This window comes from Pseudoalteromonas sp. Z9A5, assembly GCF_011378875.1.
GTDB lineage: Bacteria > Pseudomonadota > Gammaproteobacteria > Enterobacterales > Alteromonadaceae > Pseudoalteromonas.
Window position 1 is genome coordinate 14,542 of record NZ_WTLC01000046.1, and the last position, 22,803, is coordinate 37,344.

Here is a 22,803-nt window from a genome sequence, read left to right on the forward strand (position 1 = left end):
TCACTTTGAATAATGATGAAGTGTAAGCAAATGAATTTGTTACCCGAGTTTTATTAAACGTGTTCGCTTAACAAGGATTTTATATGCTAGAAAAACTCTCCCAAGATGCCCTCGTTATTTGGGCTACCATAGACCCAATAGGAACTATGGCGCTGTTTGCTGCGCTAACCTCACACCTAACTGATCAACAACGTCGTAAAACAGCCTTTAAAACGGTGCTCTATGCAGGGTGTGTATTATTAGGCTCTATTTTAATTGGTCAACTTATACTTAATGCAATGGGTATTAGGTTAGTATCGTTTCAATTAGGGGGCGGTATTATATTGTTTTTATTTGGTTTACAGATGATTTTTGGTAGCGACTCAAATAAAGCAAAGCAAGATCCAGAGCACGATATTGCAGTATTCCCGCTTGCCATACCTGCAACAGCAACTCCAGGCGCTATATTAGCGGTTATATTACTTACCGATAACCATATACATCCAATTTCGACTCAGATAGGCACAGCCCTTGTTACACTTGGCGTATTGGGCATTACATTAATATTGTTATTACTGTCGGGTAAAATTATTAAGTTAATTGGTACTGGTGGAGCATCTATTTTAACGCGAGTGATGGGGATGATATTAGCTGCGTTTTCAGTAGAGCTTATTATGACAGCGCTTGAAATAAAACAATGGGTTAAGCTAGATTAAAATTAGCTATTAATTCAATATTTAGGAAATGCCGTATGGCTGTAAAAATAACAAAACACTATTTTATAAATTTAAGTTTAGCCATTGTAATATTTGCTTTAGGTATTTTAGCCATTCGTTATTACAACCATTATGTATCTGCCTATACAGATATAACAATTAACTCTAAAGTGCTTAACGAATCCCGCAAAGTGTTTATTAGATTACCCGCTAATTACAATCCCAAAAAAGCATATCCATTAATTATTAAAACAGATGGTAATTTTAATTTAGAAACATGGGATCAAGCACTTACAAAGCAAGCCAAAAGTGAAAAAGGGGATAAGGCTATATTGGTGTCTATTCCTAATTTATTTTTTACTGATACACGCAATCGCGATTTAGTGCCTCCTTATGCTCGACAAGAGGTAAATACAGAACCTCGTTTAGAGCTTGAAACACTTCCTGAACCGAATGGGGAAGCCGATAAGTTTTTGCAATTTATAGAAACAGAGCTGCTCCCGTATTTGTCGGCTAACTATAAGCTTACTGATAATCGTATTTTAAGTGGGTTTTCGGCTGGGGGGAGCTTTGTACTTTATACACTGCATACAAAGCCTGAATTGTTTAATGGCTACTTTGCATTTAGCCCTGCTGCTTGGTATGACGACATGACCGTAGTTAAAAGAGTAGAGACATTTTTACAAAACGAATCTAGCAGACTTAAATCACGTACTTATTTGTATATATCTGTGGGTGGAGCAGAGAACCCATTAATGTTAGAGGCGTTTAATAATTTAGAGTCAGCTTTAACTGCAAATCCTAATACTAACCTTGTGTGGCAAAGTGCTATAAATGCAGGTGCAGAGCACTCAGATAATCCACCGCTTAGCGTAGGTACTGCTTTGGCTGGGTATAATAAGTTTATTAAAGGGTAAGTTTGTTTGGCTTAAACATTAACTGTATAAATATACAGTTAATGCTGTTTTATATATTTTTAATAACAAACAAACTTTATATTTTTAGACTTAGTTTAATATTATTAAGTACTTATATGTTTTCCTGATTTTAAAGTTAGTTTTGTACAACAAGCTGGAATACTGTGTTTATATACAGTTGATGGTAATTAAGTTAAAATACTATCAATACTTAGCACTTATATAGCCCATAATTTGTTTGCAGCTTTTAATGTACGCTGTGTGTTTAGAGGGTTAGTAATATGCTGTGTAAGTATCGTGCAATTTCAATATAACCTCACCAAAGTTACATCATAGTTTTAATACTGTTTTTGTAGTTAAAGAATAATAATAGTTAATGGCTGGTGGCTTTACACATAAAGAACACATCATACTAAATTTAGTTTAATACTTGCCTAAGCAATAGAGTGAATTGTAACTAAAATGATCAAAAAGGGAGTGCGAAATACAAGATGGTAGATTTAGAGAAGTAAAAGAGCATTTTATAAATGCTCTTTTACTACATATTAAGGCTTTGCTTTTTTAAAAAACAATACGAGTGTAATTATAAATGCGAATACACTACAACTTATAAATACATTTTGCTCACCACCAGGAATATATTCCATAAAAGACGTAAAAAACTGACCCGAAAATACAGCCATCGTAAAGTAAGATAAATTTTTACCACGTACTTTTACATCGCTTAGTTCAACCGTCATATGATTTAAAAGAGGGATGCTAAAACCAAACCCTATGCCTATTAATATTGCGCCTAAAATTAAAAGTAGGGTGCTTGCGTATGTAAAACAAATATACGATAAACCAAAAGCTAAAAAAGCAAATGCCAACACTTTGGGTTCACCTAGCAACTTTGTTACTTTAGGCATAAAGCCAGCTGTAACCACTGCGACTAAAGATATAAATGCGAGTAATTGACCAATTTGTGACTCGTTATAATTTTGTGCATTCATAGTAATAGGAAGTAAAACGGTTGATGTAAAAAATATGGTCATTGCTAAAGTCGAGATTACATAAACACTTTTTAAAGAAAGTCCGTTAATCGTTTCAGCCGTGTTGAGCTCAACTATTTCTTCATTATTGTGGTTTGTTAAATTTTTATTTGGCACAAATAACAAAAGCATCGCTAAAAATACCCATGCAATTAAATAAAGTGAAAGTGGTAAGCCCCAAAACTGCGACGCAAGTAAACCACCTAAAAATAAAAATACAACACCACCTAGCTCTATTGCCATGCCTTGTTTTGCAATCATACCTAGGCGCGCTTCGCCTGTGTACCATGTTGAAATTAAAACAGTGCAACTAGCCATCACAACAGCAGTTATACCACCAAGTAAAAATCGATTAGCAAATACTAATGTAGGACCATTTAAAAAATAAACACTGGCACCTGCAAGACCATATAAAAACAAACCAATTATTAAGAGTTTATAAGCGCCGTATTTATCTATTAGTTTTCCCGCAATAGGAGCAAACACAACGGCACCTAACGAGGGAAGTGTAATTAAAAGTACGGCGTTATCGGTTATACCTAATCCTTGTGAAATACTTACTAAACCCGGAGCAAGTAAAGTGCCTACCATTATAGTTAAGCTAGCTATACAAAGGAGTGTAAAGCTACCCGCTGTTTTTAATTTATTCATATGTACTCCTAAATTTTAAAGTAATTATTTTTTAGCTAAAGAGTTAAAAACTGCGCTTAGTAAAATAAATATAATGCTTACAGCTACAACTCCTGGCCACTGATAAAGTGCAAATGCTTTTACACCAACCATTGAGCCAACAGCGCCGCCAATGTAATAACCCAACATGTAAATTCCATTTATGCGGCTTTGCGCTGATGGATCAATACTAAAAACACGAACTTGGTTAGCGACTTGAGCACTAAATATGGCAAAGTCGATTAAGATAATACCCACTATTAATGATGCCAAACTGCCATTAAATAAACCGGTAATTACAAAACCAATAGCTGCTAACGCAAGAGCAATCATTATTAAAGTTTTAGATCCTAGTTTGTTAACCCATTTACCAGATGACTTAGCACCAATTACTCCTGCCAAAGCAATTACGCCAAATAAACCAGCTTGTTGTGCGTTGTAGTTAAATGGCTCATCGCTTACATAAATAGCAAGTGTTGCCCAAAGTACGTTAAATGAAGCAAACCAAAAAGCACCTGAAAGTGTAAAATGTTGTAGCGATTTATGTTTAGTAAATAATGCCAATGTACTTTTAATAAGCGCCAAGTAACGCAAGTTAGTGCTGGGCTTGTTTGAAGGTAAAAAAATGCGGAGTAGTACACCAAATAAAGCTGCAAGTAATGCCGACATTAAAAATACATTTCGCCAGCCAAATTGCTCACCTACAAATCCGCTTAACGTTCTTGAAAGTAAAATACCAATGGTTAAGCCCATCATTAAGGTGCCTAATGTTGCACCTTTTTGATCTGCAGATACAAGCGATGCCGCAAACGGTATTAGCTGCTGGGTAATATTGGCGCTTACACCAATTAAAAATACCGAGATAAGTAACAACGAATAGTTTGGCGCTAGCATTGCAGTACCGCAAGCAAACACCAATAAACACGATAAAAGACTAATTAAACGCCTGCGGGTAATTGAGTCACCCAAAGGAGATATAAACAATAAGGCAAACGCATAACCAATTTGTGTTAACGCTGGAATACTGCCTAGTTGCGAATTACTTAAGTTAAACTCGCTCGCTATAAGCGGCAAAATAGGTTGGCTGTAATATAAATTGGCGGCTGTTGCAGCAATTGCAGTGGTCATCAGTAATAATATAAACCGACTCAATGATTGATTATGTTCAGGCTTTGCCATAGTGCTCTCTGATTTTTAAACATGGGGTAATAATAAGAGTTCTTTACCTATAACAAAAATCATATTATTTTATAGAATCTATACAATTATTGTATTTTAGGCATGTTATGGACATAAAAACATTAAAGAGCTTTGTAAGCGTTGCTAAGCATCAAAGTTTTTCAGAGGCAGCGAAAGAGCTACACACCGTGCAGCCGGCAATAAGCAGGCACATTGCACAGTTAGAAAACGAGCTTGATGTTGTATTATTTATAAGAAACTCGAGAGATGTTGCAATAACTCAAGCCGGTGAGCAGTTATTAAAAGATGCCAACGCAATTTTGGCGCTCGCTGCAAAAGCTAAAACTCAAGTTAAACGAGCGCACAATGGGCAGGTAGGTACACTTAATATTGCCCATTTAAGTTCGGCATGCTTAACCTTTATGGCAACACTTGTACGAGAATATAAACAGCAATATCCGCATGTACATGTCACCTTGTTCGAAATGACCGCGACGGAACAAATACACGCTTTTAAAAATGAATTAATTGATATTGGATTTTCGCGACCATTACCTGAGTCAATTAGTGATGAATTTATAAAACACGATATTTATATCGATAAGTTAGTCGCTGTTTTAAATAAAGATCATAACGAGTCTGACAAATTGAGTATTGATTTGAATGACTTAAAAAATGATAAATTTGTTATTTTTGATCGAGACGAAGCAGTTGGTTTATTTGATGAAACCATAATGCTTTGTAAAAGTGCTGGTTTTTCGCCAAATATAATAAGCCACCCTCGACATATGCAAACATTAGTTACCGAAGTTGCAGCAGGGCTTGGAATATCGATTGCTCCACATTGTGTTCGTAAATTATATAGCGAAGGGTGTGTGTTTGTGGCAATAAAAAATGCGACTAAAAAAATACCGGTAGAAGTGCAATATAAACAAAGTAACTTAAACGCAACAGTACACGCTTTTGTTGATATAGCGCTGGCCGCAAAGCCCGAGATACAACGGAGCATGGCTTAAACACTTGTTTAAAATCCGAGTAAAACGACTAAAACCCTACAATATAATTATCGTAGGGTTTTAAATAAATTTAGCTTAAATTAGCATTAAAGTTTATATCTAAAGCCAATAGCGATGCCATCATCCTCCGACTGTTCCATTAAAGCTTGCTGTTCTTTGTTATTACTTTGAAAGTCACCAAAATCTTTACGTGCTTCTACGTAAGCAATAGTGTCTGCATCAATAAGATAGTGCAAACCAATAACAGCAAATTGACGTTTAAATACATCATTTGGATCGGCGTTAAAGTTTGGCTGAATAACGTAGTCGTCGCCGGCGTCAAACAGGTTATAGGCAATAAAAGGGCGTAAGTCGTTATCAAAACGATACGATGCAAAGGTTTCGACCCCAATAGCATCTTTAATTAAACGTCCTAGGTTGTCGGTATCATGATTTTGGTTTTTATTAACGTTAGCCGCTACATATAAGCCAGGTGCATTAAAGTCGCCCCATTTAATACCCGCACCGTATATTAAGTCCTCAACTGAGCGGGTAGTACCATCACCAAAAGTAAGGTCAAACTCTCCTCTGTTTACACCTGCAGTAAGGGTAAGCATTTTAGTTACGTTATAAGTAACTGCACTGCCAAACGTTGAGTTAAATTCGACTCTTTGGGCTGCACTATCACCAGACTCCCATAATGTTTGGCATTGCGATTGTGATATATCGGTAATATCGCAGGTATAAAAATCATCGTTTTTTAATTGAGCTTGTATTGTAAAATCAAATTCTTTGTAACTATTACGATACTGCACGAGTTTGTCGCCACGACCAGTTCCATTCACTGCGCCATCGTCTTTATTGTACGTATATACACCAGCGGCATTACCATCCCACACAAAGCTATTATTTGTGGCATAAACTACGTCGTACCAAGCACCCCATTGTTTACCGATTGTAAGTTGCCCGTATTTTTCATGAGAAAGACCCGCATAACCTAAACGGTTATACAAAAACTCATCTTGAATGGATTCAAAGCGGTTATTGTAAACAATATCACTACTGCCCACAGGGTTTACACCCCATTCTACAAGTGCAAGTGCCATCCAATCATTTTTAAGTTTTCGCTCAAAACTAAAGTTTATTCGTGAGGTACCATTGACGACTTCGGTCTGACCTTGAGTATTAATTACACGAACATCTACATAACCACCAACATTTAAGGCGTTAGTGTCATCTTTATACAATTCGACTGCAAATACAGTCGGAGCAGCTACAATAAGTGCACTAAACAGTGCCGCTAATTTTATGTTCATTTTATATTGCCTCAGTGTGTGAACGACTGTTTTTACCAAAGTAAAATTTTAATAGTTGCAGACTAACAAAGCACTATATAGCTCAAAAGTGAAAAATACTCATTAAAAGTGACAACAAAACACCAAGAATATTCACTCACCGTTAACGTTGTTTTTATTGTGTTAAAAACATTTGATTATTGATGTGGTTAGATAGGTAAATAGTGCTGTAAAACGCTTAATAGCATAAATATTAATTTGAATTTATTTCACGTTGATTAAAAAATAACATGTAGTGTAATTGCTCTAAAATGGCTTTATTTTCAAAGGTATAACTAAAAATAATTTTAAGGTAATAAAATCCGATAGATTAAACCAGATAGATACCATCCCTCATTTATCAATAAGCTGAGTTGTTTTTAAATATAGTTTTATTAATTGAAATAATTGATAAAAGGTTACTTTAAGCCCAAATTTAATTCTTACTAAAATAAGCCACCAGCCTTCTTATAAGCTTTATTTATTACTGTACATTTAAATAAGGGTAGTACGTTTAAAAATGCACTGTAATGCCAGTGTTTGAAAATAATCTTTGATAGAAAAAAGGCCTAATTTGGTATAAACTGCGCGCAATTTAAATACATCCTTACACCCTCGGAGGGTAGCGCTATTATTAGTACAGCTAATGTCACCATGCAATTTGGTGCTAAACCATTATTTGAAAATATCTCAGCAAAATTTGGCGACGGAAACCGTTACGGTTTAATCGGTGCAAATGGTTGTGGTAAATCAACATTTATGAAAATTTTAAGTGGTGAGCTTGAAGCGTCTTCAGGTAATGTAAGTACTGATCCAAATGAACGCGTTGCTAAATTAAACCAAGACCAGTTTGCATACGAAGAATACTCAGTAATTGACACTGTGATCATGGGTCACAAGCAATTATGGGAAATTAAACAAGAGCGCGACCGTATTTATTCTTTACCAGAAATGAGTGAAGAAGACGGCATGAAAGTAGCCGATCTTGAAACTGAATTTGCCGAAATGGATGGTTACTCTGCTGAATCTAAAGCAGGCGAGCTTTTATTAGGCGTAGGTATTGGCACAGACCAACACTTTGGTCCAATGTCTGAAATAGCACCTGGTTTTAAACTGCGTGTGCTACTTGCTCAAGTATTGTTCTCAGACCCAGACATTATGCTACTGGATGAGCCTACCAATAACTTGGATATTTATACTATTAAGTGGTTAGAAGACGTGTTGAACCAACGCGACTGTACCATGATCATCATCTCGCATGACCGTCACTTTTTAAACTCTGTGTGTACACACATGGCCGACATTGACTACGGCGAGCTACGTATTTACTCAGGTAACTACGACGAATACATGTTTGCAGCAACGCAAGCCCGTGAGCAGTTATTAAGTGAAAACGCGAAGAAGAAAAACCAAATTGCTGAGCTTCAACAGTTTGTTTCGCGTTTCTCTGCTAACGCATCTAAAGCTAAGCAAGCAACATCGCGTGCTAAGCGTATTGATAAAATTCAGTTAGATGAAGTTAAAGCGTCATCACGTCAAACGCCGTTTATTCGTTTCGATCAAGAAAAACAGTTATTCCGCAACGCACTTGAAATGAATAATCTAACGCAAGGTTTTGACGATACAACTTTATTCTCAGGCCTTGAAGGTTTAGTAGAAGTTGGCGAACGTATTGCTATTATTGGTGAAAATGGTGTTGGTAAAACAACATTACTTAATACTTTAGCAGGGCGCTTGGCGCCTAAAGCCGGTGAGTTTAAGTTTTCTGAAAACGCGAACATTGGTTATTACGCGCAAGATCACGCTGACGAATTTGCAACCGACATGAACTTGTTTCAGTGGATGGAGCAATGGCAACAAGAAGGCGACGACGAGCAAGTAGTTCGTAGCTTTTTAGGTCGTATGTTGTTTTCGCAAAACGATATTAAAAAGTCAGTTAAAGTAATATCTGGTGGTGAGCAAGGTCGTATGCTGTTTGGTAAAATTATGATGCATAAACCAAACATATTACTTATGGATGAGCCAACTAACCACATGGATATGGAATCTATTGAAGCGCTTAACTTAGCACTTGAAGCCTACGAAGGGACATTGATGTTTGTATCGCACGATCGTCAATTTGTATCCTCTGTTGCTACTCGTATTTGGGAAGTTAAAGACGGTGAAATAATCGACTTTAGAGGCAACTACGCAGAATACTTAGCGAGTAAAGAAGCTTAATAACCTATTTACCCGTTAACTCTAAAAAGCCATGTTTAAACATGGCTTTTTTTGTTTTTGTGAGTCGCAATTAAACTTGGTTTGGGTATAATACCCGCCTAAAACCGGACATAAGTCCGCTATTTTGAAAATACATTACTGAGGAATATTTATGACTGTTGGCATTATTATGGGTTCTAAATCAGATTGGCCAACCATGGAACACGCAGCACTTATGCTAGAACACTTTGGCATTAAGTACGAAACTAAAGTTGTGTCTGCACACCGAACTCCTCAATTACTTGCTGATTACGCAAGTTCAGCCGCAGATCGCGGCATTAAAGTTATCATTGCGGGTGCTGGCGGCGCGGCGCATTTACCAGGTATGGCGGCTGCATTTACTTCGCTTCCTGTACTGGGTGTTCCAGTAAAATCAAAAGCATTAAACGGTGTTGATTCGTTACTGTCTATTTGCCAAATGCCAAAAGGCGTTGCAGTAGGCACATTAGCAATTGGCGAGCCCGGTGCTGCAAATGCAGGTTTATTAGCTGCGCAAATTTTAGGATGTCAAAATCCAGAAATTTTTGCAAAAATTGAAGCGTTTCGTAAACAACAAACCGAGACTATTTTAGCTAATCCAAATCCTGCAGAGTAATAATGAATATTCTAATTTTAGGTGCTGGTCAATTAGCTCGAATGATGAGCCTTGCCGGTGCACCACTTAATTTAAATGTGGTTGCTTACGATGTAGGCAGCAAAAAAATCATGCACCCGTTAACTGGTGAGGTTTATACAACCACACTAGAGCAGGCTATTGTAGACGCTGACGCAATTACAGCAGAATTTGAACACATTCCTGATGATGTATTAACACTTTGTTGTAATAGCAATAAGTTTTACCCAGGAAAAGCGGCCATTAAAACTGGCGGCGACCGTGCTCTTGAAAAAGCATTACTTGATAAAACCGACGTAGCGTGTGCGGCGTATCAATTAATTACTGAAAAAGCGCATCTAGAACAAGCTGTTAAAAGTTTAGGTAAGCCATTAGTCATTAAAACTTGCCAAGCGGGTTATGATGGCAAAGGTCAATGGCGTTTAAAATCTGACTTAGAAATAGATAAAATTTGGTCAGAAATGGCAGACTTTATTGCCTCTGGCACAGAGCAAGCACCGCACACTATTATTGCAGAAAAAATGATCCCATTTGATCGCGAAGTCTCTATTATTGGCGCACGCGATATACACGGTAACGTTGCTATATACCCATTAACAGAAAATGAGCACACAGATGGTGTGCTAACGTTTTCTATTGCAGGTAAAAATAATCATAGCGTGCAAACTCAAGCCACTACTGCATTTACAAATTTAGCGAATGAACTTAATTATGTAGGCGTGTTAGCTATTGAGTTTTTTGACGTACAAGGCACTTTGCTTGTTAACGAAATTGCTCCACGTGTTCATAACTCTGGTCATTGGACGCAGCAGGGATGTCATTGTTCGCAGTTTGAAAACCACATGCGCGCTGTTGCAGGCTTACCTTTGGGTAACACTGAGCTTAAACAAATCACCGCAATGATAAATGTTCTTGGTCAATCAAGCATTCCAGCTGACGTACTAAAGTGCACTGATGTTACGAGCCATTGGTATGGCAAAACACCAAAGCCTGGACGTAAAATGGGTCATATAAACGTATCGGCAGATAGTATGAACGATTTGGCTGATAAAATTGGAGTGCTCACTGAATATTTACCTGAGGAACAATACCCAGGTCTTTTAAAAGCGGCTGCAAACCTAATTTTACATTAAACAATTAATTCTTTGTTTTACTAAATGCCGAGCTTGCTCGGCATTTTTTTTGATTAAATAAAGCGCTTGCTTATCGAGTTTGTGAAATAATAAAGTTGTCTACAATTTTACAGTGAAATTATTTAATGAAACTTAAAGCAATTTATAGCGCAATACTTGTTGCGGCTTCTTTCAGTATAAGTGCATTTGCATCAGACTCTCTTCGTGTTGCTACATTTAATGTCAGTATGGATGCAACAAATCACACACCTAAAGGCGAGCAAGTTAAAAGCGATGCCTTGGTTAACGCACTTAAATCAAATAACCAACAAATTAAAAATATTGCTGAAATAATTCAACGTGTTCGTCCTGATATTATTTTACTTAATGAGTTTGATTTTGTACCTAAAGAGCAAGGTGTAGAGTACTTTAATAAGCACTATTTAAATGTAAGTCAGCAAAAGCAAGATGCTATAAATTATCCTTATTTTTATATAGCGCCTGTTAACACCGGTTTAGCAACAGAATTTGATTTAGATAACGATGGTAAAAAAAATGGCGTAATGGGCGATGCACAAGGTTTTGGCTTTTTTGAAGGGCATTACGGCATGGCCGTGCTTTCTAAATTCCCAATTGATTTTGATAAAATAAGAACGTTGCAAACCTTTAAATACAAAGACATGCCTAACGCGCAAATGCCATTAATGCCTAAAACAGGCGAAAACTGGTATAACGAGCAAGAATGGCAAGCACTGAGACTGAGCTCTAAGTCGTTTTGGGATTTACCTGTTACTGTAAACAACAAGACCATACATGTACTTGCATCGCACCCAACGCCACCGGTGTTTGATGGCGAAGAAAATCGTAATGGTAAACGTAATCATGACGAAGTAAGGCTAATTGCCGATTATGTAGCAAATGCTAATTATATTTACGATGACCAAGGTAAAAAAGGGGGGCTAAAAGCCGATTCTCGCTTTGTTATTTTAGGCGATTTAAATGCAGCTCCCGAGGGCGATAAAGCACGTACTAATACAACCGATCAAATACTTAAAAATCCACTCATTAACGCCAGCTTTACTCCAAAAAGTACAGGCGCTAAAGAGCAATATAGCAGTGTACCTTATGGGCAAAACTACAGTGCAAATTGGCAGGCTCGAGTAGATTACGTACTACCGTCAAATTATGGATTAAAAATTAAAAACGGCGGTGTGTTTTGGCCAAGTAAAACAAGCGATGAATACCGTTTAATTGAAGATAGAAACGCTTCAAGCGATCATCGACTGGTTTGGCTTGATTTAATAGTTGAATAAGCATAACCAAACGGCTGTAAAGCGCTATTAAACTGAGCTTTACCTTGTTTAATAGCTATTTATCTTAAAAAATTGCAATAACTTGAGTGCTTCTGCTTAAATACGGTCTAATTATAATAACTGTATAGAAGCACTATGATTTTTAATTTTTCTTCATCTAAAACGTTAGTGGCATTAGCTGTTGCCTCAAGTGTGATGCTTGCAGGTTGTGCTGCTACAGCAAACACTTCTTCTCCAACACAGCAAAGTGCTTTACCAGCAACTAATGTTGCTGCGGTTGTAAACACGCCAGCAGATACTGGCTCGCAAAATATAACACTAGAGCAAGCAATGGCCGATCCTGATTGGATGGGTAATCAACCTGAGCGTGCTTACTGGGCGAGCGATTCGGCTACTATTATTTATGCTCAAAAAGAGCAAGGTAATACACTACGCGATTTATTTAGCCAATCAGTTACCAGCCAAACAGCAGAGCAAGTAGCACTTAATAAACTTCATACTGTGGGCTCAAATAAAGCCGTTTATTCAAAAAATAAAACAATGGCTGCCTATACGTTTAAGGGCAATGTATTTGTTAAAAACCTAAAAACCGGTGAACTTAAACAAATTACAGCTACATCAGCGAGTGAGTCTAAACCACAATTTTTAAATAATGGCGATTTAGTTTATCGCCAAGGTAATGTATTTTTTAAAGTTGATTTAAAAACAGGTTTAACTACTGAGCTTGCGAACTTAAAACTTGCTGATGAGCCAAAAGGTATTGAAGAACCAAGCACTTATATTGCTAAAGAGCAGCATAAACTTATTAAATTTGTGGCGCTAAAACAAAAAAACAAAAAAGATAAGCAAGCACGCAATGAGCAAATTAATGAGCAAAACGATTCAATTGCTAACACCGCTTACTATTTAGGTGACGGTAATAAAGTTGCAGAGGCACAGCTTTCACCAAATGGCGATGCGTTATTAGTCGTTGTACAAAAGCAAAGTGATTGGCGTGGTGAGGGCGATATTATGCCAAATTACATCACTGATGACGCAACCATAGAGCCTAAAAAAGCACGCCGTCGTGTTGCAGATGCTAAAGAAGAAACATCGCAGCTTGTGTACATCAATTTAACTAACAAAGAGCAAACATCACTTAGTTTTGATACTTTACCGGGCTTTGATGAAGATGTTTTAGCCGCAGTTAAAAAAGAAAACTACGCACGGATAGGCAAAACATATAAGTCTAAAAAGGTGCCGCGTGGCATTAACCTTATTATGGACTGGGGTTTTGAGCAAAGCCCAATAGTATGGAACGATGACGGCTCACAAGTAGCTGTCATGCTTGAAGCGTGGGACAACAAAGACCGTTGGCTTGCGAACGTTGATTTTAAAAACAATAAACTTGTGTCGCAACATCGCCTGCATGACGATGCATGGATTGCTTACGCATTTAACGACTTTGGGTGGCTACACAATTCAAACACGCTTTATTACCTATCGGAAGAGTCAGGTTACAGCCAGCTTTATAAAAAGCCCGTAAATGGTAAAGCAACCGCGCTAACACAAGGTCAATTTGAAGTTTCTAACTTAACGCTTACCAGCGACGACAGCGCAATTTACTATAAAGCGAATGTTGAGCACCCAGGTCTGTACGAAATTTACCGTGTAAACCCGCAAACAGGTAATAGCGAGCAAGTAACTGATTTAAATGGTATGACCGATTACACGTTAAGCCCAGATGAAAGCAAGTTACTGCTTAAGCACTCAACAATTACAATGCCTAATGAGCTTTATGTAGCAGATGCTAAAGCAAATACAAAAGCAACGCGATTAACACACACTGTGTCGGATGAGTTTTTAGCTAAAAAACTAACTGCACCTAAAATTGTTGCTGTGCCATCGAGCCATACAGATCAACCAATATATGCAAAAGTGTATTACCCAGCTGATTACGTAGAGGGTGAAGTAGGCAAAAACCGCAAAGCGGTTATTTTTAACCACGGTGCGGGTTATTTACAAAACTCACATATGGGATTTTCGGTTTATTTTCGTGAATTTATGTTTCATTCATTACTTGCAGATGAAGGTTATATAGTAATGGACATGGATTATCGTGCATCTAAAGGTTACGGGCGTGATTGGCGTACTGCGATTTATCGTCAAATGGGCACACCAGAAACACAAGATTTAGCCGATGGCGTTAAATGGATGGCAGCGAACGCTAATGTTGATACTAAAGCTGTGGGTACTTATGGGGGCTCTTACGGCGGCTTTATGACCTTTATGGCATTGTTTACTGCGCCTGAGCTATTTCAATCGGGTGCTGCACTTAGACCTGTTACCGATTGGGCACATTACAATACAGGTTACACGGCTAATATATTAAACCACCCTGATGTTGACCCTATCGCGTATGAGCGCAGCTCACCAATTTACTACGCTGAGGGGTTAAACAAACGTTTATTAATTAATTCACCAATGGTTGACGATAATGTGTTTTTTCAAGATTCAGTACGTTTAGTGCAGCGTTTAATTGAGCTTGAAAAACAAAACTTTGAAACAGCTATATTCCCTGTTGAACCACATGGCTTTGTTCAGCCTTCAAGCTGGTTAGACGAATATCGTCGTATTTATAAGTTATTTAAAGAAACACTTTAATTCTTAATTCTTAATTCTTAAAGTATAAAAACAAACACGCCGCGTTAGTTAAATAAACTAACGCGGCGTTTTTTGGATTGAACAAAAATTACACTTCGCCTTTCTTTTTTAAGTATTCAACAACCAGCGGTATGGCTAATAAAGTGCCGCCAATTACGCCAATTAAATGCGCATCAATAGCGACAGTAGAGTTAATAAGTTTGCCTATATCAGCATTAGGGCCACTAAATTGCTCAAACGCTATTTTAATCCATACACCAATAAATAATAAATAACCCGATTTAAGCCCTACGGTTATGTCTTTAACTGCGCCCCAAATGAGCACGCCATGAAGCAATGCGCTTAAACCAGTATAAATATGGATACTTGGACAAAACCAGTACACACCTAAACCACACCAAAGTGCCAACGTACATACATTAAATGTATAGCGAGTAGGGGATGTGTATTCACCATGTAGCAACCAAATTAAGAAAACACCGCTGGCATTTAAACCTAAATGAGCCCAATTAGCATGTACAAACTGGCTGGTAAATATTCTCCATAGCTCTCCTTGATTAACTAAAGGTCGGTTAAATTCAAGTAAATTATTTAAATCAAATGCAGCAAAAATGGTACTAAAAAGCAGCAAAGTTATAGGCGGTAATAAATAACGTGGTTGTAGTGGTAAATTAAACATTTTATTGTAATTTTTTAGTATAAATTTTTGCATATTGTGCCCGTTTAACTTTAAGATGCCAATTACCTCATCGTAATTAAGTGTTTTTAGTATTTTTATGCATTTTAAACTTAACTCATTATTTGCCATTAGCCTGTGCGCGGTAACATTGCCTTCTTTTGCACAGCAAACAATTGAAACTCGCGAACCAGAAGCAGCAACAGGTCTTATTCATAAACAAGTTGTGACTGGTGATAAGTATATGGTTGCAGCAGCAAACCCATATGCTTCTCAAGCTGGGCAACGTATTTTAGCTCAAGGCGGTAGCGCAGTTGATGCTGCTATTGCTACTCAACTAGTACTTACCTTAGTTGAACCGCAATCGTCGGGAATTGGTGGTGGTACATTTATGATGTATTACAACAAAGCAAACAATAAGCTAACAAGTTTTGATGGTCGTGAAACTGCACCTGCAGATGCAGATGAAACCTTGTTTTTAGATAAACATGGTAAAGCAGTAAAATGGATTGAAGCTGTTGTTGGCGGACGCTCTGTTGGCGTACCAGGTATTTTACATGCTTTTGCTAGTGCACATAAACAATACGGCACCTTGGCGTGGAGTGAATTATTTACACCCGCAATAGAACTTGCTGAGCAGGGTTTTGTGGTGTCGCCTCGTTTACACGGCCTATTAGCGCGCCAACTAAATCCGGGTGTAATGAGCATGCCGGTAATTAACGAATATTTTTACCCTAATGGAAAATTAATTGAAGCGGGCACGGTTAAAAAAAACCAGCCACTTGCTGATTTATACAAAGACATTGCAAAACAGGGTATTGATGCGTTTTATAAAGGCGATAACGCTAAACAAATGGTTAATGCTGTTCAAAACTCTAAAATTGCACCTGGTAAATTAAGCGTACAAGACTTAGCTGATTACAAAAGTAAAGAACGAGACGCCGTATGTATTGAATACCGTGCTTATAACGTATGTTCAATGGCACCACCAAGCAGTGGCGGTGTAGCGGTACTGCAAATGCTAGGCTTGCTTGAGCATAAAGATATGGCTGCCCTTAAACCAAATGGCGAAAAAGCAATTCATTACTTTAGCCAAGCATCGCGTATTGCATTTGCTGATCGTGATGTATACATGGGCGACCCCGACTTTACGCAAGTACCAACAAAAGAGTTACTAAACAAAGACTATATTGCATCACGCGCTAAATTAATTACTGAAACAGACCAAAAAGCCGTAGCCGGTAATCCAGTCGGGTATTTAAGTTATGCAATGGATGATTCTTATGAGTTGCCGTCAACCTCGCACGTATCGATTGTAGATAGTAAAGGTAACGCAGTGTCGATGACCAGCTCTATTGAAATGGCATTTGGCTCTACAGTTATGGTTAACGGGTTTATTTTAAATAACCAATTAACTGATTTTTCGCTTTCTCCACGCATTAACGGCAAACTTGTTGCTAACCGTGTAGAAGCCGGTAAGCGCCCGCGTAGCTCTATGTCACCCGTAATGGTATTTAATAAAGATGGCAGCTTACGTTTAGTTGTAGGCTCACCAGGTGGTAGTCGTATTATTGATTACGTAGCACAAGTGGTGGTTGGTGTTATTGATTGGAATTTATCAGCGCAAGATGCGATTAACTTACCTCGTACAACAAATCGTAACGATTACACCAGTCTTGAAAAAGGCACAGCGCTTGAAGCGATTGCACCTGCATTAACTAAACGTGGGCATAATGTGCGCGTTATCGATTTAAACTCAGGCTTACATGCTGTTGAAGTGAAAAACAACAAACTGTATGGCGGTGCCGACCCTCGTCGCGAAGGTGTTGCGTTGTCTGATTTAACGAAGAAAAACGCCACTATCAAATTTTAAATTATATAAATACCCAAGCCATCTAAAGAGAGTTTAGACGTTATTTATGCTGCTTTTTTGATTTTAGTAATAGGGTGACTATTATTTACAATCAATGGGTTGCATAAATAACGTTTAATTCCAACTGAAACTCGCATCTTAAGGCAGCTTGGGTATAATACAAGAACGAGTAAAGCTCGTATTTGTATATTCTCATTGGTCTGACAAGTTTCATATTCATTGCAATTAAACCTTTAACAATGATAATGGCAGATCATAACTTAAGACTTCGTTAAAGCCTGGAAATATGACAACAAATACTGATCCAAATTATCTTTACATACACCATTCTGGCCCTGGCCTAATTGAAACTCCGCTATTAAATAAAGGCAGTGCCTTTAGCAAAAAAGAACGCGAAAATTTCAATCTTGCTGGTTTACTTCCTCCTCGCTTTGAAACGATTGAAGAGCAAGTTGAACGTTGTTACCAGCAGTACTCAAGCTTTACTGACAACCTTAACAAGCATATTTACTTACGTGCGATTCAAGATAATAACGAAACACTTTACTACCGTTTAGTGCGCGATCATCTTGAAGAAATGATGCCAATTATTTATACCCCAACAGTGGGTGATGCCTGTGAAAAATTCTCAGATATCTACCGCAGTGCACGTGGTCTATTTATTTCGTACGACGATCGTTACCAAATTGACGACATTTTACGTAACGCTACAAAAGGCAAAGTAAAAGTTATTGTTGTAACCGATGGCGAGCGTATTTTAGGTCTTGGCGATCAAGGCATTGGCGGTATGGGTATCCCAATTGGTAAATTATCACTTTACACTGCGTGTGGTGGTATAAGCCCAGCATATACATTACCTGTAATGCTTGATGTAGGTACTAATAACGAAAAACTTTTAAACGATCCTATGTACATGGGTGCGCGTCATAAACGTATTGCTCAAGATGAGTACGATGAGTTTTTAGATTTATTTATTAAAGCAGTTAAACGCCGTTGGCCTAGTGTGTTACTTCAGTTTGAAGATTTTGCACAACCAAATGCAATGCCATTGCTTAAGCGCTACCGCAATGAAATTTGTAGCTTTAACGATGATATTCAAGGTACTGCAGCTGTAACTGTTGGCTCTTTACTTGCTGCATGTCGTGTTAAAAATTCAACGCTAAGCCAGCAAAAAGTAGTTTTTGTTGGTGCAGGTTCTGCTGGTTGTGGTATTGCTGAGCAAATTATTAGCCAAATGGTTTTTGAAGGCATTACTGAAGCTCAAGCGCGTAGCCAAGTATTTATGGTTGACCGTTTTGGATTACTTTCTGAGGGAATGGAAGGCTTACGTGATTTCCAACAAGCATTGGCTCAACCGCAAGATAACTTAAGCGAATGGACTTACAGCGGTGAATACGCGTCATTACTTGATGTTATGCACTGTGCAGAGCCAGACATTCTAATTGGTGTATCTGGTCAACCGGGTTTATTTACAGAACAAGTAATACGCGCAATGCATGCTGGTTGTGAGCAGCCTGTAATTTTCCCATTAAGTAATCCGTCTAAGCAGGTAGAAGCGCTTCCTGAAGATGTAATTAAATGGACCGACGGTAAAGCACTTGTTGCAACCGGTAGCCCATTTGATCCGGTTGAATATAACGGTGAAATTTTCCCAATCCCACAATGTAACAATAGTTATATTTTTCCAGGTATTGGTTTGGGTGTTATTGCGGCTAAAGCAACCCGTATTACGGATGCAATGCTAAGTGTGTCTAGCGAAATGCTTGCTGAGTCTTCACCGCGTGCAAACACAGGTAAAGGTAGTTTATTACCAGCGCTTACTGAAATTGAAACGCTAAGTAAGCGAATTGCCTTTGCAGTTGCTAAAAAAGCAATTGAAGAGGGCGTTGCCCTTGAGATTTGTGATGATGCGCTATGGGCTGCAATCGATAGAAATTACTGGTTACCAAAATACCGTAATTACAAACGTTGTAGTGTTTAATCACGGCTATACGTAATTTAAAGTAAATGGCGTAATAGCATTAGTTACAACGCTTAACAAAAAACAGGCAATTGCCTGTTTTTTTGTGCTTGTTCATATTTAATTAACCACGTAAGGTCTTTAATAGCATTTACAAAATTAAAGGATCGACTTATGAAAACACTGACTCTCGTTTTAGGTAGTGCACTGGCTTTAAACGTTCTTAGCTTTGATACACTCGCTGCTGCGACCCCCGACGCCCCTCATATTTATGTTAAAGGCGAAGCCACACTCACAACAATGCCAGATTACGTACAACTTAGCGTTGGAATTACAGAAGTTGATAAAGATTTAATTGCGGCTAAAAATAAAACCGATTTAACTATCGCTAAAGCAATTAAACTCGTAAAAGAAATTGGTGTTTTGGAGAATGATATAAACGCGGGGCAAATTTCAATAAATCGAGATAGCCAATATAACCGCACTACCGGTAATCAAGAGTTTAACGGCTTTAAGGTTTCTCGCACGCTAACTGTAAAACTCAGCGATATAAATAAATACCCAGAGCTACTACAAAGCTTAGTTAACAACGGTATTAACGAAATTAATCAAACGCATTTTTTAGCAAGTAACTACAACGAGCTGCATAAAAAAGCGCAAAAGTTAGCAATTAAAGATGCACGTGACGCAGCAAAAGAGTTTAGTGAAGATTATGGCGTTGACTTAAAAGGATTGTACAGCGCGTCACTAAGCCCACTTAACGTGCAATCACAGCCTTATATGCGCGCAGAAAAAGTAATGATGGCTGATAGCGCACCAAGTAACTATGTACCTGATGCCTATTATGCAGGAGAGATTAAAGTAACAGCTTCAAGCTATGCTGTTTACTATATAGATTAAAATTTTATTTTTGGTGGCGCTCAAAACGCGCTACTAACTCTTCACCTTGCTCTTGGCTAATACGGGCAATAGAGTTAAGCATATTAGTAATTTCTCGCCTGTCGTACTCATTTGTTACATGTTCATTTATGTCATCAACAATCGCATTTAAATAATTAAATAAGCTGTTTCTTGCATTGGTATCTTTATGGGCAATAAACAAAATATTTTTAAATGCCTCAAGTACGTTCGTCATTACGTATGCATCGCCTTTGGCGTAATTACGCAGCGGTGTAAAGTTGTCGTGTAGCAGTTCATCAAAGCTTGTTTCGTGCAGATAAAGCAGTGGATTGTTATCACTGTGCTTAAACGAGTAATTAATATCGTTAATTGAAAGTCGTTGAATAAGCAAAATACTTAGCATATCAATTGATTTAACTGCAGTACCAGGATCGTTTATCCCAGGGCTCATTGCTTTAACAGCAATCTCTGATATTTGTGTTAACCCATAACGATAATGATCGCTTATATACTCTTCTATATAAAAAATAAAACAGTCGAGAATTTTATTTATCAGCTCTTCATCGTTTGCTATATCTTTATTGCACTTTAAAAACGGATAGCCTTTAACCGTAAAATAACCTTGGTTAACAGATATATACACCTTTATATCTTCCCCAGCTAAAATGGCACACAGCTTATCGGTATGCACGCCTTTATAATACCCTTCGGTTTTACTGCTAATAGAGTGCCACTGGCTAAAATCAGGAAAGTCTTCAATAGGGTTATCTTGTTGCCTTTGTATTATTGTTTTAATTTCGTTTTTAGTTTGGCTAAATAAGCCATTTAACACGTTGTCTACCTGAATGGCACGAGAAATTGAATGTATAAAAAATACAAATAAACCCAATGAAATCAAACCAAATATAAGTGCAAACAATACGCCGATTGATGGAATAGCGGTGCTGCCACCATCTAGTTTATTAATATTTATAAGCATAATAATAGAATAGATTATGCTACCTAAGTAAAACCCTAATACCATTTGGTGCGATTTACGCGTTATAAGCCCTGGCACAACGCGAGGTGATAAGCTGGCACTGGCTGAGTTTAAAACAACCATAACCATAGAAAAACTAAACACAGTAAGTGAAATAATACTGCCTGCTAAGGTGCTTAAAATAGTACGCGCGTTTTCGGCACTATCAACAAGCACAACAGATATGAACGACTTTAATTGCTCAATAGGCGCTAAATATTCTACCGACATAGTAACAATAGCAAATACTAAAAAACCAACTGAGAGCATTGAAGGGTAAAAGCCAATACTGTTGATCATCTCTCGATAACTGTCGGCTACTTTACGTGGTACAAACATAAAATCCTTACGTATTATTATACGGGTGTATAAACAATACCTTAGCATATTTGTACATTAAACTTATGATAATGCATGCCATATTATGTGTTATTATTATGACGCTATACATTGCTACACAATAAACACTAACAACATTAAAATAATAACAGGACAACACTGTGATAATTTCAACTTATGCAGCACTACTTGCGTTTTACTATATTTATTTAAGCTTTAACGTAATAAAACTACGCAAAGCACAACAAGTATCATTAGGTGACAACGGTGAGCCGAGCCTTCAGCGTGCAATACGAGCTCATGGCAACTTTATGGAATATGTACCGTTTGCTATTATTTTACTTTTTTTAGTTGAGTATCAAGGTCTTGCTAGTCATTATTGTCATATACTAGGTGGGATGCTATTAGTAGGACGTGTATTTCATAATTCGGGCATTGTAGAAAAAAACATGAGATTTCGCCAAATTGGCGCTGTATTAACGTTTTTAGTTATAATTATTAGTGCATTTGTAATGCTGATTACTCGTAATAGTTAATATTATTTATTGCCTGATTTAAAAGATGAAAAAAATATTTATTATAGGTTTGCCACGCACCGGCACAACCAGCGTATGCCACACTTTATTAGAGTGTGGTGTAGCTACAGCACATACCGCGTATACTAATTTTTGCTTCAATAACGCGACTGCAATTGCAGATACCCCCATTTTTAACGACTACAAAACCCTTGATTTACATTACCCTAATTCAAAGTTTATATATTTAGAGCGAGAGCTTGCAGCTTGGCTGCCTTCAATAAAGCAATTATTAACACGTATGCACACTAATTTAACGCGTGCCGATGGTGGTTTTAATATTCATATAAAACGTTGTTATTTAAATACGTTTAGTGAGTTATCGTTGAATAAAATTAATGACGATAGCTACTTGGAATCTTGCTATGAAGAGCATTTTAAGGGTGCTAAAGCACATTTTAATAATCGTGGTCACGATTTTTTATCAATTGATATAGCAAAGCCTGAAAGCTATAAAAAGTTGTGTGACTTTTTAGAATTAAAAAGTGATAAAACAGATTTTGAAAAAATGAATATGGGCGGCAAAGTCACCGCATGGAACGATATTAAACACCCGTTAAAAATAGAGTCTACAGCTAAAGGACGTATTGATAAATTACTCCCATATACTAGGGTCTGTTGATCTTTGCGGATTAAAACTTGTTCAAACTAGGGGCTATTTAATCGCGGCGCGAGATTTGTAACCTAGTGGGCTAAGTCAAA

Annotated in this window: 18 protein-coding genes; 13 read left to right on the plus strand and 5 right to left on the minus strand. The window is 37.6% G+C overall.

Annotated elements, in window-relative coordinates:
* Positions 1-83: 83 nt before the first annotated feature.
* The gene (locus tag GQR56_RS18400; RefSeq protein ID WP_166114197.1) at positions 84-695 is read left to right on the plus strand and encodes a MarC family protein; all 612 of its coding nucleotides are present in this window, start codon (positions 84-86) and stop codon (positions 693-695) included.
* A gap of 35 nt (positions 696-730) precedes the next feature.
* Positions 731-1,612, plus strand: coding sequence for an alpha/beta hydrolase-fold protein (locus GQR56_RS18405; protein WP_166114201.1), 882 nt, complete (start codon positions 731-733; stop codon positions 1,610-1,612).
* A 545-nt stretch (positions 1,613-2,157) separates the two neighbouring features.
* On the opposite strand, the gene GQR56_RS18410 is transcribed toward GQR56_RS18405, so the two are convergent.
* Complete coding sequence (locus GQR56_RS18410) at positions 2,158-3,294, minus strand: MFS transporter (RefSeq protein ID WP_166114204.1); 1,137 nt, start codon at positions 3,292-3,294, stop codon at positions 2,158-2,160.
* A gap of 24 nt (positions 3,295-3,318) precedes the next feature.
* The gene (locus tag GQR56_RS18415; protein WP_166114207.1) at positions 3,319-4,491 is read right to left on the minus strand and encodes an MFS transporter; all 1,173 of its coding nucleotides are present in this window, start codon (positions 4,489-4,491) and stop codon (positions 3,319-3,321) included.
* Positions 4,492-4,598: 107 nt separating this feature from the next.
* Between GQR56_RS18415 and GQR56_RS18420 the strand changes: the two genes are divergently transcribed.
* On the plus strand, positions 4,599-5,507 hold the full coding sequence (locus GQR56_RS18420) for a LysR family transcriptional regulator (protein WP_024612518.1): 909 nt from the start codon (positions 4,599-4,601) through the stop codon (positions 5,505-5,507).
* An 86-nt stretch (positions 5,508-5,593) separates the two neighbouring features.
* Here the strand turns inward: GQR56_RS18420 and GQR56_RS18425 are convergent, their stop codons facing one another.
* The gene (locus tag GQR56_RS18425; RefSeq protein ID WP_166114210.1) at positions 5,594-6,802 is read right to left on the minus strand and encodes a porin; all 1,209 of its coding nucleotides are present in this window, start codon (positions 6,800-6,802) and stop codon (positions 5,594-5,596) included.
* Between the two features lie 648 nt (positions 6,803-7,450).
* Here GQR56_RS18425 and GQR56_RS18430 point away from each other — a divergent pair.
* The 5 genes from GQR56_RS18430 to GQR56_RS18450 all read left to right on the plus strand — a co-directional run bounded on the left by GQR56_RS18430 (position 7,451) and on the right by GQR56_RS18450 (position 14,760).
* Positions 7,451-9,040, plus strand: coding sequence for an ABC-F family ATPase (locus GQR56_RS18430; RefSeq protein ID WP_076917068.1), 1,590 nt, complete (start codon positions 7,451-7,453; stop codon positions 9,038-9,040).
* 151 nt (positions 9,041-9,191) lie between these two features.
* Entirely contained in the window at positions 9,192-9,674 is a 483-nt protein-coding gene (purE, locus tag GQR56_RS18435; RefSeq protein WP_024612520.1) for a 5-(carboxyamino)imidazole ribonucleotide mutase, read from the plus strand.
* Positions 9,675-9,676: 2 nt separating this feature from the next.
* The gene (locus GQR56_RS18440; protein ID WP_166114213.1) at positions 9,677-10,825 is read left to right on the plus strand and encodes a 5-(carboxyamino)imidazole ribonucleotide synthase; all 1,149 of its coding nucleotides are present in this window, start codon (positions 9,677-9,679) and stop codon (positions 10,823-10,825) included.
* Between the two features lie 125 nt (positions 10,826-10,950).
* The gene (locus tag GQR56_RS18445; protein ID WP_166114216.1) at positions 10,951-12,117 is read left to right on the plus strand and encodes an endonuclease/exonuclease/phosphatase family protein; all 1,167 of its coding nucleotides are present in this window, start codon (positions 10,951-10,953) and stop codon (positions 12,115-12,117) included.
* Between the two features lie 135 nt (positions 12,118-12,252).
* The gene (locus tag GQR56_RS18450) at positions 12,253-14,760 is read left to right on the plus strand and encodes a prolyl oligopeptidase family serine peptidase (protein WP_166114219.1); all 2,508 of its coding nucleotides are present in this window, start codon (positions 12,253-12,255) and stop codon (positions 14,758-14,760) included.
* 88 nt (positions 14,761-14,848) lie between these two features.
* Here GQR56_RS18450 and rrtA read toward each other — a convergent pair whose 3' ends face one another.
* Entirely contained in the window at positions 14,849-15,472 is a 624-nt protein-coding gene (gene rrtA, locus GQR56_RS18455) for a rhombosortase (RefSeq protein ID WP_240920952.1), read from the minus strand.
* Between the two features lie 64 nt (positions 15,473-15,536).
* Here rrtA and ggt point away from each other — a divergent pair, with 64 nt between their 5' ends.
* The 3 genes from ggt to GQR56_RS18470 all read left to right on the plus strand — a co-directional run bounded on the left by ggt (position 15,537) and on the right by GQR56_RS18470 (position 20,169).
* On the plus strand, positions 15,537-17,309 hold the full coding sequence (gene ggt, locus GQR56_RS18460; RefSeq protein ID WP_166114222.1) for a gamma-glutamyltransferase: 1,773 nt from the start codon (positions 15,537-15,539) through the stop codon (positions 17,307-17,309).
* A 286-nt stretch (positions 17,310-17,595) separates the two neighbouring features.
* Complete coding sequence (locus GQR56_RS18465; RefSeq protein ID WP_024612526.1) at positions 17,596-19,290, plus strand: NAD-dependent malic enzyme; 1,695 nt, start codon at positions 17,596-17,598, stop codon at positions 19,288-19,290.
* 153 nt (positions 19,291-19,443) lie between these two features.
* On the plus strand, positions 19,444-20,169 hold the full coding sequence (locus GQR56_RS18470; RefSeq protein WP_166114225.1) for an SIMPL domain-containing protein: 726 nt from the start codon (positions 19,444-19,446) through the stop codon (positions 20,167-20,169).
* Between the two features lie 4 nt (positions 20,170-20,173).
* On the opposite strand, the gene GQR56_RS18475 is transcribed toward GQR56_RS18470, so the two are convergent.
* Entirely contained in the window at positions 20,174-21,526 is a 1,353-nt protein-coding gene (locus GQR56_RS18475) for a DUF2254 domain-containing protein (protein ID WP_166114228.1), read from the minus strand.
* A gap of 161 nt (positions 21,527-21,687) precedes the next feature.
* On the opposite strand from GQR56_RS18475, the gene GQR56_RS18480 reads away from it, so the two are divergent.
* Both GQR56_RS18480 and GQR56_RS18485 read left to right on the plus strand, forming a co-directional pair.
* Positions 21,688-22,062 (plus strand): MAPEG family protein, encoded by a 375-nt coding sequence (locus tag GQR56_RS18480; protein ID WP_166114231.1) that lies wholly within the window; start codon positions 21,688-21,690, stop codon positions 22,060-22,062.
* A 25-nt stretch (positions 22,063-22,087) separates the two neighbouring features.
* Positions 22,088-22,723, plus strand: coding sequence for a sulfotransferase (locus GQR56_RS18485; RefSeq protein ID WP_166114234.1), 636 nt, complete (start codon positions 22,088-22,090; stop codon positions 22,721-22,723).
* Positions 22,724-22,803 lie beyond the last annotated feature (80 nt).